Below are 16,276 nucleotides of genomic sequence, written 5' to 3'. Positions count from 1 at the left end.
ACGGCTAATCCTTTCAGAGGTATTAGCCGTTTCTTATATGGTTTCTTATATGTTTTTATTTGAAAAGGAGATATGATATGGTAGAAACAAACGGCAGGAATTTTGACCTTCTTACATTAGGACAGGTGCTTCTTCGGCTGTCGCCCCCGGATAACGAGCGTCTGTCCAGAGGCGATACCTTTGTCAAGCAGGTGGGAGGCGCAGAGCTGAATGTGGCAGTGGGCGCGGCTCTTCTGGGTCTTCACACAGGCGTTATATCCAAGCTTCCGGCCCATGATATAGGAAGCTTCATGAAAGGCAAGATTCGTTCCTTCGGGGTCAGCGATGATTTCTTTATGTATGACCAGTCCCCCGCAGCCAGGGTCGGCATTTACTATTATGAGAACGGCGCTTATCCCAGAAAGCCGAAAGTGATTTACGACCGCAACCACAGCTCTTTTTTCTCCCTGGATATTGACGAGATACCGGAGGAGGTGTACACGGCTTCCAAATGTTTCCACACCACAGGCATCACCCTGGCCCTGAACGAGGACATCCGCGAGACCACCATAGAGATGATTAAGCGGTTCAAAGCAGCAGGTACCCTGGTATCCTTTGATGTTAACTTCAGGGGAAATCTGTGGACAGGGGACCAGGCCAGGGAGTGTATCCTGAGAATCCTTCCCTATGTGGACATTTTCTTCTGTTCCGAGGACACTGCCAGGCTCACCTTTTTAAAGACAGGCACTGCCAGGGAGATGATGAAGAGCTTTACCGAGGAATTCCCTATCTCCATTGTGGCCTCCACCCAGAGAATCGTCCACAGCCCCAAGCGGCATACCTTTGGCTCTGTGATATACGATGCAGCCAGGGATGAGTACTATGAGGAGGAGCCGTACCGGGATATTGAGGTGGTGGACCGGATCGGCAGCGGCGACGCCTATATATCCGGGGCGCTTTACGGGCTGCTCAGTACAGACGGTGACTGTGCCAGGGCCGTTGCCTTCGGCAATGCCACGGCTGCTGTCAAGAACACCATTCCCGGAGACCTGCCGTCTTCCAACCTGGAAGAAATCGAGACCATCATCCATGCCCACAATCAGGCAGGACCTCAGAGCGAGATGGCCCGGTAAAGGCAGACCGTATTTGTGTAAACATTTTGTAACATTTGTCGTAAGGTTCATTCTAAATTCAGAATTCTTAAGAAATACTTTATTGGATATGGACAGTAAATGATATATACTTCTCATACAGACATAACAAGTGCCTCCGGCAGGCCCACGGCTTCCCGGGAGGCAGATGAAAAGGAGAAGATTATATTGAGAAAATATCATTTATATGCAGTAGGAATCTGTGCAGCCATTGCCCTGGGAGCAGCAGGGTGCTCAGCCGGTGCCAACGCCGAGACAATGTCCGGCAGCTCCGTGACAGCAGAAGAGAATACAGAAGAGACCACCGTGAGTGACACCACCGTAGTGGAGTCGGTGACCGGAGCCATTGAGAGCATGGAAGAGAGCCAGCCCGAGGTTCCCAAGTCCGTCCGGATTTACGGGCCTGTGACAAAGATGGAGGACGGCAGGCTTTCCATTGACAATCAGTCGGGCATGAGCACCAGCGGTGAAATCATCCTGAATGTGGCTGACGATATGACTTATATCCTGGACGCCATGACAGGTCTCCCGGTAGCTCTGGAGGATGTGAAAGACGGGGATACCATTTATGCCTACATAGGGCCGGCCATGACCATGAGCCTTCCGCCTATGACCAATGCGGTCATGATTTTCACCAACCTTCCGGCAGACGCCAAGGCGCCTGATTATGTGGAGGTCAAGTCCATGGTTACGGATGCAGGCACATCCAAATCCGTGCTGACAGCTGCGGACGGAACCGAGTTCACACTGGCAGAGGACTGCAACATCTTCCCGTATCTCACCAGAAACATCGTGACTCTGGATGACCTGACACAGGGAAAGAAATGTGTGGTCTGGTCAGATGATGAGAACACAGCTTCCAAGATTATGTTATTTGCAGAATAATCGGAATCCTGACAAGGGATTTTGCAGGACAGGAGAAGGGCTGATATCCGGCATGAACTAAGCCGGATATCAGCCCTTTTTGGGTGCGCCCATCAACTTTATTTCCGGCAGGTCAGGAATCTTATGCCTCCGGTGCATCTTCCTTATATATGTAATATTGGTTTTTACCTCTTCGTTTGGCGTGGTACATGGCTGCGTCAGCCTTTTCATAGAGGGAGGAAAAATCCCTTCCATGATCAGGATAAAAGCTGACCCCGATGCTGAAGGTAACCGCGCTGTCTGACTCCGGTGCAGCATCTGCCTTCCCGTCCGTCTCTGCGCACCGGGACAGGGAATAGAGAATGGTTTCAAGCTTGGGCACCACATCCCCGCGGACATGTATGTGAGGCATGAATGCAATGAATTCATCACCTCCAATCCGCGCTGTGATATCATTTCTGCGGAAGGCCAAACGGAGGGCCGCGGCCAGGTCCACCAGGACCTTGTCACCGAAAAGATGGCCGTTTGTATCATTGATGGACTTGAAATTATCTATGTCAATCAGAATCAGCGCTCCCATCTCTTCCTCGGTCCTTGTGTAGGCTTCGATCCGCCGGATGCATTCCCTGCGGTTTAGAAGGCTGGTAAGGGGATCCAGCAGGGCGTCCTTTTTTGCCCGGAGTATCTCCTCCTTCTGCTCATTGATATCCGAGATGATGCCAACGATTTTGAGGAGCCGGCCCCTTAAATCCCGGATGGCCGTGGCATTCACGCTGACCCAGAGATAACGGCCGTTCCTGTGCTTTAAACGGTATTCGCACTGCATCTGGTTCTGGCCTGCCAGGATGGACTGAAAACAGCGTCGAAGAAGTATCTTGTCCTTCTCATGGATGATGTCAGTGGCAAACATAGAGTCAGGGAATCCCTTGACTGGAATCTGGTAACCGAACTTCTTCTCAAAGGTGGGAGAATAGTAGATATCCCGGGTAAGACAGTCCAATTCAAATATGATATCCTGGGTCTGGGATAATATGATGTCGTAGATCTGGCTTTCTATGGCAAGCCGTTCCTGTCTGTCCCTGGCATCTGTCACATCATGGAAGATACAGTGGAGGCAGGGAATTTCCTGTTCCGCGTTAAGGAGCTCCCCGCATACATGAATCCACCGCAGCTGTCCTTCACTGGTCACAATGTGCAGCTCAGACATGAATACACGGCTGCGGGACAGCTGGTACCGTATTTTTTCCAGGAAAATCGGGCGGTCTTCCGCGCATATCCGGTCCAGAAAGGAGATGGGAGTACCTGACTTAAGACTGCCTGCGTTCATGCCCAGCAGCCGGAACAGACTGTTGTCTGCCTGCGTCAGGGTCAGGGATTTATCATATCTGCATTCAAAGATACCCCCTGTAACGGCTTCCCGGCGCAATGTTTTCTTGGTTTCAACCATATGAATAACCCCCCCTGTATGAAAGACGTCCATAAAAGGCAGAGAAAAAGTGAATTACAATATTTCAACACTCTTTTTGATTACTTAATACCTATTACCGAACGGCTGTACTTCCTCCCTATTAGCTGTAAATAAAAGGAGTTTTTAGTATTGCATTACAAAGTATAAAATGACCAGTTTATTATAATATACTAATACAAAGATTACAATAGTCAAGTAAATAATAAGCAGAGGAAGTTGTATATACAATATGGAACTGGACTATAAGGCAATAGGAAAACGAATCAAGATACAGAGAATACAAAGAGAAATGACTCAGGAAAAACTGGCGGAGCTTACGGGATTATCCAATCCCCATATTTCCAATGTGGAAACAGGAAGTACCCAGGTGAGCCTTAAATCCCTGATTGCCATAGCCAATGCCCTGGAGATTACTCCGGATGTGCTGCTTTGTGATAACATACGATATGGAAAGCACATTTTTAAAAATGCGGTTATGGAGGCTGTGGATGACTGCGACGAGGTGGAGATTCGGATTATGGCTGATATGGTCCAGGCGCTGAAGCGGTCCATACGGTACCGGAAAAAGTATTTTAAGGAGCAGGAATAAAAGAAAACAGAAGAGGACCCGGAAACCGCTGTCCTGCGGTTTGGGGTCCTCTTTCAGTCTGCTTTTTAATTTAATTGCCGCATTCAATGCTGATTTCATTGAATTTTTCCAGAATGTCGTCAATGCAGAGCGCCTGCTTTTCCCCCGCCTCTTTGTCTACCACGGCGCGGCCCTGGTGCATCATCAGGAGACGGTCCCCATATTCTACCGCATAGCGCAGATTGTGGGTAACCATGATAGTGGTCAGATTTTTTTCCTTTACAATCTTTCCGGTCAGCTCCATGATGGTCTCGGCAGTCTTGGGGTCCAGGGCAGCTGTGTGTTCATCTAAAATCAGGAATTCAATGGGAGTCATGGTGGACATGAGAAGGGCCATGGCCTGGCGCTGGCCGCCGGAAAGGACTCCCACCTTCACATCCATCTTATCCTCCAGTCCCAGCCCCAGGGAGCGGAGGGATTCGCGGTAATACTCCAGTCTCAGCCGGTTGGTTCCCGGCCTGAGGTTAAAGGCCTTTCCCTTATTGTCTGCCAGGGACATGTTTTCCAGTATGGTCATGGTCGGACAGGTGCCCATGGCCGGATTCTGATAAACCCGCCCAATGCGGCGCTGGCGCTTGTATTCAGGAATCCGGGTGATGTCCTTTCCGCTGATTATGATTCGTCCCTCATCCAGAGGAATGCTGCCGCAGATGATGTTTAAGAGGGAGGTTTTGCCGGAGCCGTTGCTTCCCACCACGGACACAAACTGATGGTCCTTTATGGTCAGGCTGAAGTCCTCGAACAGGCACATTTCATTGACTGTACCGGCATTGTAGTATTTATTGATGTGCTTCAGTTCAAGCATGGCTTTTCACCTTCTTTCCCCTGGAGGAGCTTGCCACCAGGATAATAAGGAACAAAATGGATGTAATCAGCTTTAAGTCAGAGGCTGTCACCGGGAAGGAGACAGTAATGTTTCCAAAGGTAAGCGTCAAGTCCCCCAGAAGCAGGGCCAGGGATACACAGGCCTTGTAGATGATGGAGCCGATGATAACAGCCGTGGTGGACTTGACGAAGCCGAACCGTTTGAACAGCTGGGTGCCTATGATGACATTGGCCAGACCGATGACAATGGTTCCCGTGCCGGTGGAAATCTCAAAGAATCCCTTCTGCTGACAGTACACGCTGCCGGCCAGGGCTGCAAATCCGTTGGCAATGGCCAGGCCGATGATTTTCACCATGCCCTTATCCTTGGCCAGGGAGGTCACCAGCACATCATTGTCACCCACGGCCCTGAGAAGATAGCCGGAACGGGTTTTCAGGTAAGCGTCCAGGAGCAGCTTGCAGATAAGGACGATAACCAGAAGGATGATGGTTACTGTATAGGGCCTTAAGGCCTGGGGAATGGTGCGTTCCAGCCATGGGTTGCTGAAAATCGTGTCCTTGCTGAAGATAGGCAGGTTGGACTTTCCTGCAACCCTTAAGTTGATGGAGTAGAGGGCGGTCATGACAATGATTCCCGACAGCAGGTCCCGTACCTTTAACTTGACATGGATAAGTCCGGTGACGCAGCCCGCCATGGCTCCCAAGAGAAAGGAGAGGGGAAGGGCCGCAGCCGGATGGATGAAACCTCCGGCTATGCCGGTAGCGGTAAAAGCAGCTCCCAAAGGGAAGGTTCCGTCCACAGACAGATCCGGAAAATCCAGAATCCGGTATGTGATGTATACGCCCAGGGCCATGATGGCGTACACCAGGCCTTCTTCAAAGATACCTAAAATAATCGTTGTCATGATGTTCCTCCAGATAATAATGATAGAGCTTTACTGGGCAATCTCAGTGAACAGCTCAGCTGCATTTCCAGTCAAATCCTCCGGCAGTGTGATGCCCAGATTCCCGGCCACCTGTGTGTTGCCGTAGAAGGCGGCTTCCTTGATGGTTTCGTAATTCATTTCACTGGCTTTTTTCTCGCCGCGCAGTACCTGTGCAGCCATCTTTCCTGTCTGCTTGCCCAGTTCGATGTAGTCCAGTCCCATGGCAGCCAGGCATCCAATTTTCACCTGCTCAATTTCGCTGCCGAATACAGGGATATTCTTGGCGGCAGCCTTATCCAGGATAACGGGAAGGGAGGCAACTACCGTGTTGTCGGTCAGGTTGGTGATGCAGTCCACCTTGTTTATAAGGGTGTCGGCAGCCAGGGCAATATCAGCGGAAGAGGAGATGCCTGTGTCCACGATTTCAAAACCATACTGGGGAGCCAGCTCCTTGTACTCTGCAATGGCGGATTCAGAATTCACCTCGCTGGTGGTGTACATGATGCCGATGTTTTTTGCTTCCGGAAGAATCTGGCGGATCATCTTAAGCTGGGCTTCCACAGGGAGTTTATCGCTGGTGCCTGTAATCTCGCCTACCGGAGTGCCGTCCGCATTGGCCAGCTCTGCGGCTACGGGGTCGGTTACAGCAGTGAAAATGACAGGAATGTCTGACTTCTTAGCCACACCGTACTCTGCCTGTGCCATGGGAGTTGCGATGCCGCACATCAGGTCCACGCCCTTGCCTGCGAAATTGGTTGCAATCTGGCTGGCCGTGCCGCCGTCGGCCTGGGAATTATCATAGAGCACGGTCAGGTTCACGCCTTCCTCGATGCCTTCCTCTGCCAGGCCGGCCATGAAGCCTTCGCGGCAGTTGTCCAGGGAGCCGTGTTCCGCAAACTGTCCCACGCCGATGGTGTAGGAATCGCTGGATGATTCTGCCTTGGACTCACCGGTCTTGTCAGCGGATGATGTATCAGCGGCCGACACGCCGGAGGCTGAGCTCTCAGCGTTCTGGACAGACCCGTTTTCGGCGGAGGTTTCAGCGGACTGGGCCGCTGAAGTGCCCTGGGAAGTGGATACGCAGCCTGATAAGAGGGATGCGCTTAAAGCTGCAGTTAAAAGCATTGCGATTGTTTTTTTCATAATTTTGTTTCCTCCTGTTTTTGAACTATATTTGGATGATAAAAAATGCCGTTGGATAAGGGACTTCATGACAGGGCTGCCCTTTGGACAAAGCCGGAATAAAAAAAGTCCCAACCATAGCTTATGCTACGATTGAGACGAATGAAATCCGCGGTGCCACTCAAATTGACTAAAAAGTCCACTTTACACATACCAACATATGCGCCGCATGTATAACGGTTGCGGAATCCGTCGGTCCCTACAGATAAAACAATCCTTCAAGACCGCCCTCAAAAGTCCATTCAGCTGCCAGCCCCATACCGCAATCCCACCGCCTGCGGCTCTCTGTGTTAAAGCTTTGATAGCTTACTCCTCTTTCTCTACGGTTTAATTTATTAATCCGTATCTTAATACAATAAAGTGGATTTGTCAAGAGTGTTTTAAAAATTCATATAAAGTCACGCAATGTCACACAAAAGTATAAAAGAACTTTTATTGATTGATGAAATGTGGTAGACTGTAGGTATGGAAAGGAACACTTTGGAACCGGAATAAACGTGTTCACAAATAAAAAATGTTCACAACAAGGAGGAAAGTTCCATGAGCCGGTTACTTGTAGTGGTGGATATGCAGAAGGATTTTGTGGATGGAGCTTTGGGCAGCCCTGAGGCCCGGGCCATTGTCCCTAATGTGCTGGATAAGGTTAAGGCGTACCAGGATGCCGGGGATGAGGTGGTGTTTACCCTGGACACCCATTTTGCTGATTATATGGATACGATGGAAGGGAAGAAACTTCCGGTGGTCCACTGTGTCAAGGGAACGCCGGGGTGGGAACTGGTACCGGAGCTCAGGGGAGTTCCGGGAACCCGTTTTGAGAAGCATACCTTTGGAAGCAGGGAGCTGGCTGACTACGCAGCCAGGGGACAGTATGACTTTGTGGAGCTGGCCGGCCTGTGCACGGATATCTGTGTCATATCCAACGCCATGCTGATTAAGGCAGCAGCTCCTGACACATCCATACAGGTGGACGGGTCCTGCTGTGCGGGAGTGACTCCCCAGAGCCATCACAATGCCCTCAGCGCTATGGGAATGTGCCATATAGACATTGTATAGACATGAAAGAGACCACGGCCCTGTCACGGGCAGGGCTGTGGATTAGAAATAAGGGGGATACTCAATATGAATGACAAACATTTTGTAATTACCATTGAACGCCAGTACGGAAGCGGCGGCCGCCTGACAGGCAAACGCCTGGCTGAGGAGCTTGGCATTCATTTTTATGATGAAGAGATACTTAAGATGACATCTGAGACCAGCGCCATAGGGGAACAGTATTTCAGGCTGGCTGATGAAAGGGCTGGAAATAACATGCTATACCGTATTGTGACCAGCATGAAGCCGGAGCTGACGGAACCGGATAAGGACGGCCCCAACATTACCTCGCCGGAGAACCTGTTCCGGTTCCAGTCATCGGTCATCCGCAGGCTGGCAGCCTCCGAGACATGTATTATCGTAGGCCGCTGCGGCAATTATGTGCTCCAGGACCAGATGGATAATCTGGTGCGCATCTTTGTGTATGCGGATACGGTCACCAGAATCCGCAGGGTTATGGATGTGGATAAGGTGGATGAGGCGGAAGCGCTCCGCAGAATGAGACGGATTGACAAGGAGAGAACGGAGTATCACCGCTATTTTACCGGCAGGGAGTGGATGGATATGGAAAATTATGACCTTCCCATCAATGCCAGCCGGATTGATTACGACCAGATGATTCAACTGATAAAAGACTATCTGAAGCTCAAAGGATTCCTGTAGAAGGGAGGATTGGGGCTCAGGAAATGACAGAGGTGGATTGAGATGAGCAGTATATTTGCGGGGATCATGATTCCCTTTATCGGGACCACGGCAGGAGCAGCCTGCGTGTTCTTTCTGAAAAACGCATTAAAACCCAGTGTCCAGAAGGCATTTCTGGGATTTGCGTCAGGGGTAATGGTGGCGGCTTCTGTCTGGTCCCTTTTGATTCCGTCCATGGACATGAGCGGACATATGGGCAAGCTGGCTTTCATTCCTGCTTCCGTGGGCTTTCTTTTGGGAATTGGTTTCCTGCTCCTGTTGGATGAGATTATACCTCATCTGCATATTGATACAGAGCAGCCGGAAGGTCCAAAGAGCGACTGGAAGAAGAGTACCATGCTGGTGCTGGCAGTGACCCTCCACAATATACCGGAGGGAATGGCAGTGGGCGTTGCGTTTGCGGGACTTTTGTCCCAGAACGGGACAATCACCATGGCAGGCGCTCTGGCTTTGTCTGTGGGTATTGCCATACAGAATTTCCCGGAGGGAGCCATCATATCCCTGCCGCTTAAGGAGGCAGCCGGGAAAGGAAAAGCATTCATTTATGGTACGCTTTCGGGCGTAGTGGAGCCCATAGGCGCCTTGCTTATGCTGGTGCTGGCCGAGTTTTTAGGTCCGGTTCTTCCATACTTCCTGTCCTTTGCAGCAGGCGCCATGATATACGTGGTAGTGGAGGAACTGATTCCGGAATCAGCTGAAGGAGAGCATTCCAATGTGGCAACCATTGGATTTGCCGTTGGGTTTGTGGTCATGATGATACTGGATGTGGCGCTGGGGTAGGACGTATTGGGATTCGGCAGCGGCAAAAGAAACACCATAAAAAGAGAGAATATCACAAAAACAGAACCGCATCCATATCCGGAATAAAGCCGGAGTGGATGCGGTTTTTGCTTATCCCTGTGCCAGTTTCTTTAAATCGCTGTAAAAGCCGGGATAGGATATATTGACACAGTCAGCGTCCCTTATCTCTGTAATGCCGTCCGCACACAGGGCAGTGACGGCAAATGTCATGGCAATACGGTGGTCTTTGCGGCTGTCGATGACAGCTCCGTGGAGAGGAGCGCCTCCCCGGATAATCATTCCATCCTCTGTCTCTGTCACGTCAGCGCCCATGGCAGCCAGTCCCTGGACCATGACTGCAATCCGGTTGGACTCCTTTACCTTTAACTCTCCGGCATCCCGGATGACGGTCTCACCCTCTGCAAAGCAGGCCATGGCTGCGATGACAGGAAGCTCATCAATCAGGGTAGGTATGACGGAGCCGCCTATGACGGTTCCATGAAGGCTGCCGTGGCGTACAAGGATATCGGCGGTTGGTTCGCCTGTTCCGCCGCTTACATTCAGAAGCTCAATATGCGCTCCCATATCACGGCATACACGCAGGATACCGTCCCTGGTAGGATTGATTCCCACATTGCGTATCAGAACTTGTGAGCCGGGCACCATAAGGCCTCCGGCAATGAAATAGGCGGCAGAAGAGATATCTCCCGGCACCATGACCTGATTGCCATGGAGTTCGTTGGCAGGCTTTATGACTGCCGTGGTTCCCTCGGTGGACACCTGGGCGCCAAAAAGCCGCAGCATCAGCTCAGAGTGATTCCTGGACACATATGGTTCAGTTACGCTGGTGGGGCTGTCTGCATATAAACCAGCCAGCATAATGGCGGATTTCACCTGGGCGGAAGCTACCCTGGAGTCATAGTGGATGCCGTGGACAGGACCTCCCTTGATGAGCAGGGGAGCACAGCCATTGTCTTTTATGCTGGTGATGCGGGCTCCCATCATGGCAAGGGGCTCCATAATACGCTTCATGGGCCGCTTACAGATGGATTCGTCTCCTGTGAGCGTGACGTCAAAGTTCTGGCCACAGAGGATTCCGGATATGAGGCGCGTGGTGGTGCCGCTGTTTCCGCAGTCCAGGACTTCCCGTGGCGCGTTCAGTCCGTGCAGGCCGCGGCCATGGACCAGCACCTTCCCGCCCTTGTTTTCTATATCAATTCCCATTTTCTCAAAACATGCAATGGTAGACAGGCAGTCCGCTCCCTGGAGAAAATTGTGTATCTCTGTAAGCCCCTGTGCGATGGAGCCGAACATGACGGCCCGGTGGGAGATGGATTTATCTCCGGGAACCCTGATTTCGCCCTTTAAATGGGATGCTCTTTTAAATTCCATAATCTGTTACCTAACCTTTCTCTTGGATTACATGCGGAACATCTCGTATTTGTATTTGTCCAGCCTCTGCCATGCAGCCTCCATGGAAGCCTCGTCATAGAAGGCAATCTTAAGCGCTCCCTCACCCCGTTCGCGGTTGTTGTTGATGCCGATATTCTTAATGCTGATGCCCTTGGCAGCCAGGATAACGGATATGGTGGAGATGGCGCCCACCTCATCGCTTACATCCACAGTGAACTCATAGGATGGCTCCACGGATCCCTTGGCCTTGTCTGTAATGGAATTGCGGTAATCACGGGAGGTCTCAAACAGCCTGTAGATATCCTGTCCCTTATGTTCTTTGATTTCCTCCAGCACTTTGTTTAAAGATGCGATGTATGCTTCCAGGATGTCCGATATGGGGGCTACATTGGTCATGCATATCTGTTCCCACATCTCGGGGGAGGAAGAGGCAATCCGGGTGATATCCTTAAAACCGCCCGCGGCCACCTGCTTCATGGTGCCGTCTGCTGTGTCGTGATCCTTAATCAGATTCACAAGGCTGGAAGCCACAAGATGGGGGAGATGGCTGATGGCAGCCACCACCTTGTCGTGTTCCCTGTAATCCAGAACAAGGGGAATGGCTCCAATGGTCTTTGCAACCGCCACAATGCGTTCTGCATTGGAGCTTAAATCCTGGGGGCGGGAGCTGTTCTTTCCCTCAGGAGGCGTGACGATGTAGTAGGCATTTTCCAGGAGATGGTCTGTGGAATTCTCATAGCCGGTCTTTTCCGATCCGGCCATGGGATGGCCGCCCACAAAGCAGTATTCCAGGCCCTGGCGCCTGATTTCCTCATGGATGCCGCATTTTGTGCTGCCCACGTCTGTAATCAGTGCTCCCTGTTTCAGGTAGGGCCGTATGGCGGAAAGATAACCTGCGTTGTACTCCACCGGTGTGCAGAGGAATATCAGGTCACATTCGCGCAGGTTCTCATCAATTCCATCCAAAATCACATCCACGATTCCCTCTTTCCGGGCTTGCTCCAGGCGGGAGCGGGAACGCATATAGGCCATGATACGAATATCCGGCCGTGTTTTTCGGATGGCGCGGGCAATGGAGCCGCCTATAAGCCCCAGTCCGATGAATGCGATGGTGGAATCGGTCATGGTCGTTTTTTCCATAATTGGTATCTCCTCCTGTAAATGCGGGAACCGGATGCGCCGAAATAAATGTATGAAAAGGGATGCCGTAAGGGCAGAGGCGGCGCACCGGGCATATGTAAAAGCACTCCCTGAAGTGAGAGTGCCGTAAAGTTCTGTTACTGTGCCTTAAAGGTCCGTCCGGACAGCTCTGCATAGGGAGCCAGATCCTTCATCAGCTGTTCAAAGGCATCAAATGTCAGGGACTGGGGGCCGTCAGACAGTGCCCTTGCAGGACAGGGGTGGACTTCAATCATAAGGCCGTCCGCGCCCACTGCAATGGCTGCCTTTGCCAGGGGCTCCACATAGGCTCTTACACCTGTGGCATGGCTGGGATCCACTATGATGGGAAGGTGGCTCTTCTGGCGGATGACCGGAACAGCGCTGATATCCAGGGTGTTTCTGGTGGAAGTTTCGTATGTGCGGATGCCGCGCTCACACAGCACAATATTAGGATTGCCCTCGGAAATGATGTACTCGGCGGCATTGAGCCATTCGTCAATGGTAGCACACAATCCGCGTTTTAACAATACGGGAGTACCGGATTTGCCAGCCTCCTTTAACAGTTCAAAGTTCTGCATGTTTCTGGCGCCAATCTGCAGCATATCTACATATTTCACAGCCGACTCAATGGCATGGGCGCTGGTGACTTCGCAGATTACATTGAGGCCCGTGGCTTCCCTGGCTTCCTTCATGTATTTAAGGCCCTCCTCCTCAAGTCCCTGGAAGGAGTAGGGGGATGTGCGGGGCTTGTAGGCGCCGCCGCGCAGGAAGGTGGCTCCTGCCTTTTTTACCGCATATGCGGTCTCCATAAGCTGGTCCTGGGATTCAATGGCGCAGGGACCGGCCATCACGGTCATGGTGCCCGGACCGATGTGGGTGTTGCCAACCGGAATCACCGAGTCCTCAGGATGGAATTTTTTATTGACCAGTTTATAGGATTCCGTGACAGCCACTACCTTGTCAACGCCTTCGCTGATTTCAATGTTGGTGTCCAAAAGCTTGGTCTTGTCGCCGACCACGCCTACGATGGTAACCTGGGAGCCCTTGGACAGATGGGCTGTGAGTCCCTTGGATTCAATGAGGTTTGTTACCTTTTTGACCGCTTCATCAGAAGCATTGGGTTTCATAATGATAATCATAATTCAGTACTCCTTATGCAAATTTATAAATATACAGATTGTATGGACCATAGTATATATTCTTCAGAATGATTCATATGCAGTAATAGTGTAAGCGACTCTGTAAAAAAAGTCAATACTTTATCACTTTAAACTTTTACGCTTTTAAGTGAGGATGAAAGCAGGCATTAAGCAGCTGGGCGGCAATATAATCTGTATTCCCAATAAGATGCTTTACTTGCGGAAGCCAATAAAACGCCAATGTATTATCATCACACTTGAAATACGTATCGTCCTTATGACACAAATAGATTATTTTGCCGAGGGCGAGGGCCATTCCAAATTCTGTATGAGTTCCTCTTCCCTGAGGAGTCAATATAATGACAACATCAGCCTGCTTTACCCCATTATACTCCTGTTCGCCAATATGCCTGAGTGTTTCGATATCTGTTGTTTTCTCTGAGACATGGGATGTCCGGTCATAAAGGAGAGATGTCCAGTCATAGGTATGTGTCCAGCCGGAGTTTTTAAGCAGTTTGGCAAGACTGCGCACCTGCTCATGGTTTTGAAGTCCGGAAGCAATATAAAATTTCATTTGAACCCTCCTGTTATGTAAATACATCTGCCGCTGCAGGCCACGAAAATTCTGTTGGATTCATTCATTTTACCACATCCCCACAGTCATTTCCATATTCTGAATATACTCCTGCGCACCCGGATTTCCAAAACCGTGCAGCATGGTGTTCAGAGGGGTTTCATTCTAACAATAAAGCATGATATAAATTAGATATCCATGGTCATATAATAGATAACAAATGTTGAGACAGAACAGGAATCATAGAATATTGAAGGAGATTGGATATCAGAGGGAAGCTGTCCTGGAATACGCGAAACAATGGGCTAAGGGGAGGAATCCGCGGTATCTGGATTTTGAACATATGGGCGGGGACTGCACCAATTTTGCATCCCAGTGTATTTATGCCGGAAGCGGGGTCATGAACTACACGCCGACCATGGGATGGTATTACAGCAGCGGATCCAACAGAAGTCCCAGCTGGACCGGGGTCGTGTATCTTTATAATTTTCTCACAGGAAATAAATCCGCAGGTCCCTATGGGGTGGAAACCAACGAAAAGGGCGTGGAGCCGGGCGATATTGTACAGCTGGGAAATAAGAACGGATATTACCACAGTCCTGTGGTTGTTGATGTGGCGGGAAATAATATTTTGGTGGCTGCCCACAGTTATGATGCATATATGCGGCCCCTGGATTCCTATATCTATGAAAAGGTCCGTTTCATACACATACAGGGTGTACGCAACTGGTAACAGGGTGAAACGATATTGTGCTGTCATGAAACGGCAGTTTTATCTGTATCGTTGCAGAAAGCAGTCTGAATGAAGGCTGCTTTTTGCGGGCAGACATACTATAAAGGCAGCCTTTTGGGAGTCTAAATTTACATGGAACATACAATGTTTTTACGGCGATTTAGAGCAGGACGGGATGGATTGTGTTATCATACAGTTAAATGGAATGAATGTGAGGAGGTGAATGATATTACAAAATTGGAACTGGTGGCAGCCATCGGCCCGAATCAGCTGGAATTGGTCCAAGTGTATCTAAGGGGGCTGTTATCAGCGATAGAATTGGAAAAGCTGATAGGAAAACGGAAGGCCAAAATCGTTGATATATTCTCAACAGAATATGCGCATATGTAACGCTTGATAGTTCAATTGGCTATCAGGCATTTTTATTATAGATTAAAGTAACAGGAAAAGGGCAGTCAGAAGGACAAATGTATTTTACCATAGTGAAAATGACACTATGTATGGTATAATAGCTTTGCGGAAGCGTCTGGTTATTTGGAAACACCTGTAACTGCAGACAATGAAAAGAACAGGATTAAAAGGAAGAACACATTTAGAAAAAAGTAAATTGTATGATAGAAGTGAAAACGGAGATGAATTATCAGCAAAATTAAACGTATTGGGGTGTAAATATGGGAGAGAATATAAGTGCAAATGATTTTTGCCGCTACATTTGGAAGAGCTATCTAGAGGATCGGCGGTATGATCTTGTAAATGAGTTTGTCTCTGATAAAATTAGCGTTATAGGGACGGGAGCTCATGAGATTGAGAGAAATTTACATGAATTCATTGCCAAGTTTACAGAAGAGAGCCATGAATGGACCGGGCATTTTGTGATCCGGGATCAATGGTATCAGACAACAGAACTATCCGATTCCCATTCGCTTGTAATGGGGGAGCTGGTTGTCAGGGAGGATTCGGAAGAAGGTATTCTATACGATATGTGTTTTAGGTTTACGGTTGTGTTGGAAAAGTCAGAGAACGGGTGGAAAGTAGTACATATTCATCAGTCTGTTGCCGATCCAAATCAAATGAGTGATGAGTTTTTCCCCCATCATATGGTGGAAAAAACTCATACACAGATTGTTTATAATCTGAGGCATGACTCTTTGACCGGATTATTAAACCGTCTGTATTTTAAAGAAACTTGTGAACGTTTTCAGGCAGATGGAGATAATGGTGCATTTTTAATGATGGACATCGACTGGTTCAAAAAGATTAATGATCAGTATGGCCATCCTATTGGGGACAAGACATTAATTTCATTTTCAGAAAGCCTGAAATCGGTTATATCTCCGGCCTCCTTAGCCGCCCGTATGGGAGGAGATGAGTTTACACTATACTTATCCGGTATTAGACAAAGGGGAGAGGTTGAAGATTTCTTTTTATCACTTATGACAGACTGGGAGGAACGGCAAAAGGCACTGCATATACATGATCAGGTATCAATCAGTGCAGGGGTTGCTTTTACTTCCAATGCAGACACTTCTTATGAAGCGCTTTTAGCCCAAGCGGATCAGGCACTTTATCTGGCAAAAAAGAAAAAGAATAATGAACTTATACATTGGGAATTCAGCGGTTCCCATGCGTGAATGCGGTACATGCAATCAGCTCTTAAAA

Annotated in this window: 17 protein-coding genes and 1 other annotated feature; of the genes, 9 read left to right on the top strand and 8 right to left on the bottom strand. The window is 49.4% G+C overall.

The window, feature by feature from the left end; genetic code table 11:
* The first annotated feature begins 77 nt into the window (after window positions 1–77).
* Both LI015_RS04860 and LI015_RS04855 read left to right on the top strand, forming a co-directional pair.
* Window positions 78–1,112: a sugar kinase gene (locus LI015_RS04860; protein ID WP_002564685.1), complete on the top strand. Its 1,035-nt coding sequence runs from the start codon at window positions 78–80 to the stop codon at window positions 1,110–1,112.
* A 183-nt stretch (window positions 1,113–1,295) separates the two neighbouring features.
* The gene (locus LI015_RS04855) at window positions 1,296–2,015 is read left to right on the top strand and encodes a hypothetical protein (protein WP_227124292.1); all 720 of its coding nucleotides are present in this window, start codon (window positions 1,296–1,298) and stop codon (window positions 2,013–2,015) included.
* A gap of 121 nt (window positions 2,016–2,136) precedes the next feature.
* Here LI015_RS04855 and LI015_RS04850 read toward each other — a convergent pair whose 3' ends face one another.
* Window positions 2,137–3,441 carry a sensor domain-containing diguanylate cyclase gene (locus tag LI015_RS04850; protein WP_002572507.1) on the bottom strand — a complete coding sequence of 435 codons (1,305 nt, stop codon included), beginning with the start codon at window positions 3,439–3,441 and terminating at the stop codon, window positions 2,137–2,139.
* A 250-nt stretch (window positions 3,442–3,691) separates the two neighbouring features.
* On the opposite strand from LI015_RS04850, the gene LI015_RS04845 reads away from it, so the two are divergent.
* Entirely contained in the window at window positions 3,692–4,051 is a 360-nt protein-coding gene (locus tag LI015_RS04845; protein WP_002564682.1) for a helix-turn-helix domain-containing protein, read from the top strand.
* Window positions 4,052–4,121: 70 nt separating this feature from the next.
* Here LI015_RS04845 and LI015_RS04840 read toward each other — a convergent pair whose 3' ends face one another.
* From LI015_RS04840 to LI015_RS04830, 3 genes are read right to left on the bottom strand one after another with little or no spacing between them, the layout of a single operon-like run.
* Window positions 4,122–4,895: an ABC transporter ATP-binding protein gene (locus LI015_RS04840; protein ID WP_002572506.1), complete on the bottom strand. Its 774-nt coding sequence runs from the start codon at window positions 4,893–4,895 to the stop codon at window positions 4,122–4,124.
* Window positions 4,888–5,820, bottom strand: a complete 933-nt coding sequence (locus LI015_RS04835) for an ABC transporter permease (RefSeq protein WP_002564680.1) — start codon at window positions 5,818–5,820, stop codon at window positions 4,888–4,890. The genes LI015_RS04840 and LI015_RS04835 overlap by 8 nt, the downstream gene beginning before the upstream one ends.
* 30 nt (window positions 5,821–5,850) lie before the next feature.
* Complete coding sequence (locus LI015_RS04830; RefSeq protein WP_227124253.1) at window positions 5,851–6,984, bottom strand: ABC transporter substrate-binding protein; 1,134 nt, start codon at window positions 6,982–6,984, stop codon at window positions 5,851–5,853.
* A gap of 130 nt (window positions 6,985–7,114) precedes the next feature.
* Window positions 7,115–7,355: a binding site (T-box leader), on the bottom strand.
* A gap of 208 nt (window positions 7,356–7,563) precedes the next feature.
* Between LI015_RS04830 and LI015_RS04825 the strand changes: the two genes are divergently transcribed.
* From LI015_RS04825 to LI015_RS04815, 3 genes are all read left to right on the top strand, one after another.
* Window positions 7,564–8,076 carry a cysteine hydrolase family protein gene (locus LI015_RS04825; protein ID WP_195631636.1) on the top strand — a complete coding sequence of 171 codons (513 nt, stop codon included), beginning with the start codon at window positions 7,564–7,566 and terminating at the stop codon, window positions 8,074–8,076.
* Window positions 8,077–8,142: 66 nt separating this feature from the next.
* On the top strand, window positions 8,143–8,778 hold the full coding sequence (locus LI015_RS04820) for a cytidylate kinase-like family protein (protein WP_002564677.1): 636 nt from the start codon (window positions 8,143–8,145) through the stop codon (window positions 8,776–8,778).
* Between the two features lie 42 nt (window positions 8,779–8,820).
* Window positions 8,821–9,597, top strand: coding sequence for a ZIP family metal transporter (locus LI015_RS04815; RefSeq protein ID WP_002564676.1), 777 nt, complete (start codon window positions 8,821–8,823; stop codon window positions 9,595–9,597).
* Window positions 9,598–9,708: 111 nt separating this feature from the next.
* On the opposite strand, the gene aroA is transcribed toward LI015_RS04815, so the two are convergent.
* From aroA to LI015_RS04795, 4 genes are all read right to left on the bottom strand, one after another.
* Window positions 9,709–10,989 (bottom strand): 3-phosphoshikimate 1-carboxyvinyltransferase, encoded by a 1,281-nt coding sequence (gene aroA / locus LI015_RS04810; protein WP_227124252.1) that lies wholly within the window; start codon window positions 10,987–10,989, stop codon window positions 9,709–9,711.
* A 27-nt stretch (window positions 10,990–11,016) separates the two neighbouring features.
* Window positions 11,017–12,150: a prephenate dehydrogenase gene (locus LI015_RS04805; protein WP_227124251.1), complete on the bottom strand. Its 1,134-nt coding sequence runs from the start codon at window positions 12,148–12,150 to the stop codon at window positions 11,017–11,019.
* A 137-nt stretch (window positions 12,151–12,287) separates the two neighbouring features.
* Window positions 12,288–13,310 carry a 3-deoxy-7-phosphoheptulonate synthase gene (gene aroF / locus LI015_RS04800; protein WP_002564673.1) on the bottom strand — a complete coding sequence of 341 codons (1,023 nt, stop codon included), beginning with the start codon at window positions 13,308–13,310 and terminating at the stop codon, window positions 12,288–12,290.
* A 136-nt stretch (window positions 13,311–13,446) separates the two neighbouring features.
* Window positions 13,447–13,884 carry a nucleoside 2-deoxyribosyltransferase gene (locus LI015_RS04795; protein ID WP_227124250.1) on the bottom strand — a complete coding sequence of 146 codons (438 nt, stop codon included), beginning with the start codon at window positions 13,882–13,884 and terminating at the stop codon, window positions 13,447–13,449.
* Between the two features lie 250 nt (window positions 13,885–14,134).
* Between LI015_RS04795 and LI015_RS04790 the strand changes: the two genes are divergently transcribed.
* The 3 genes from LI015_RS04790 to LI015_RS04780 all read left to right on the top strand — a co-directional run bounded on the left by LI015_RS04790 (window position 14,135) and on the right by LI015_RS04780 (window position 16,248).
* Window positions 14,135–14,617 carry an amidase domain-containing protein gene (locus LI015_RS04790; protein ID WP_227124249.1) on the top strand — a complete coding sequence of 161 codons (483 nt, stop codon included), beginning with the start codon at window positions 14,135–14,137 and terminating at the stop codon, window positions 14,615–14,617.
* A 132-nt stretch (window positions 14,618–14,749) separates the two neighbouring features.
* Window positions 14,750–15,007 (top strand): hypothetical protein, encoded by a 258-nt coding sequence (locus LI015_RS04785; RefSeq protein ID WP_227124248.1) that lies wholly within the window; start codon window positions 14,750–14,752, stop codon window positions 15,005–15,007.
* Between the two features lie 281 nt (window positions 15,008–15,288).
* Window positions 15,289–16,248, top strand: a complete 960-nt coding sequence (locus LI015_RS04780; RefSeq protein ID WP_002564670.1) for a diguanylate cyclase domain-containing protein — start codon at window positions 15,289–15,291, stop codon at window positions 16,246–16,248.
* The last annotated feature ends 28 nt before the right edge of the window (window positions 16,249–16,276 follow it).

Origin of the sequence: Enterocloster sp. 210928-DFI.2.20, from assembly GCF_020554465.1 — a bacterium.
Lineage (GTDB): Bacteria > Bacillota > Clostridia > Lachnospirales > Lachnospiraceae > Enterocloster > Enterocloster bolteae.
Note: the sequence above shows the minus strand (reverse complement) of the source record. Positions and strands in the feature narration are given on the sequence as shown.